We start from the raw sequence: 1,452 nt of genomic DNA, 5'->3' as shown, positions 1-1,452 counted from the left end.
CCAGGCCGAAGCGACCAGGCCGTCCGGGCGCAGGCGCAGCGCGGTGTCCAGCGTGACGTCGGCGGCCTCCAGGCCGGACTCGCCCGGGATGTCGAAGCACCAGCGCAGCACGACGCCCAGGTCGCGCTCGGCCCGCCGGCGCGCGTCCTCGACCGCCTCGCAGTACGCCTCGGCGGCGATGCCGCGGACGATCGACGTGTACGGCGTCAGGGTCAGCTCGGCGTAGCGCACCTGCTGGGCGGCCAGGTCCTGCGCCACCTCGTAAGTGAGGGTCCAGACGTCCTCGGGCGTGCGCACCAGGTCGACGACGGACAGGTAGACCTCGATGAAGTGCGCGAAGTCGGTGAACGTGAAGTAGTCGGCGAGCGCCGCGGGGTCGGCCGGGACGGGCGAGGAGCCGGCGTGCCGCGCGGCCAGCTCGGCCACGGTGCGCGGCGAGGCGGACCCGACGTGGTGGACGTGGAGCTCGGCCTTGGGCAGGCCGGCGGCGAAGCGGTGCAGGTCGCTCATGCCGCGGAGTCTGGCACGCGGGCCCGAGCCAGGCACCCTGGGGCTTTCGTTGCCGAAACCGTTTTCCTGGCCTCCTGATCGGGTTACATTGTCGGCGCCGAGACCGGCGGCCCCCCGCCGCGACCCGAACCAGGAGCGACCCGAACGACCCACTGACGACCCCCGACGCCCCCGCGGGAGCCCGCATGCACACCCCCGATGCTGCGCAGATCGCCCAGACCGTCGCCGCGATGCTCGACGCCCCGGAGAGCTCGCTGCTCGTCGTGGGCGAGCCCGGCTCCGGGAAGTCGCACCTGCTGGACCGGCTGCGCGCCCATCCGAGCCTGGCCACCGTCGTGGTGCGGGCCAACCCGGTGGAGGCGGGGTTCCCGGTCTCCGGGGTCTCGGCCATGCTCGCCGAGCTGCGCGGCGACCACCGCGGCGAGCTCGTGCGCCACCTGGACGTGCGCAGCGACGACCCGGTCGGCCTGTTCGCGGCCGGCCACGACCTCGTCGCGCTGCTGGCCGGGATGCGGCTGCCGCCCACCCTCGTGCTGCTGGACGACGTCGACCTCATGGACGAGGTGAGCCAGAGCCTGCTCGGCACCGTGGCCAGCCGCCTGCCCGGCACCAACCTGCGGATGGTCCTGACCTCCACGACGCCGCCGGCGGGCGGCCCGTTCGCGGCGCTGCGGACGCTCACCCTCGCCCCGCTGAGCCACTACCGCAGCCAGGAGCTGGTCCAGACGCTCATCGGCGACGCCGACCCGGCGCTCGTCCCGATCGTCGCCCACTTCGCCGGCGGCAACCCCAAGCTCCTGACCGAGCAGCTGAGCCTGCTCGGCAGCGACCAGCTCGACGGCAGCACCCGGCTCGCCCTGCCGCTGCGGCCCAGCCCCACCCTGGACGCGGTGGCCGAGAAGCGGCTCAACGGGGCTCGAGCCGCGCTGCGCCGTCCGCTCG

2 protein-coding genes are annotated in these 1,452 nt (G+C 74.5%); one reads left to right on the top strand and one right to left on the bottom strand.

All coding sequences use genetic code 11. The annotated features are described in order from the left end of the window. The coding region (locus AC2W7G_RS16190) for an amidohydrolase family protein (protein ID WP_485869341.1) at window positions 1-510 on the bottom strand (510 nt) is incomplete at its 3' end. Between the two features lie 185 nt (window positions 511-695). Here AC2W7G_RS16190 and AC2W7G_RS16185 point away from each other — a divergent pair. Beyond that, window positions 696-1,452 (top strand): ATP-binding protein (locus tag AC2W7G_RS16185; protein WP_485869340.1); only part of this gene is annotated, 757 nt, incomplete at its 3' end.

The sequence above is a fragment of the Aeromicrobium sp. PFPM2_SD2 genome, assembly GCF_057364525.1.
This window is presented reverse-complemented; position numbering and strand designations above follow the sequence as displayed.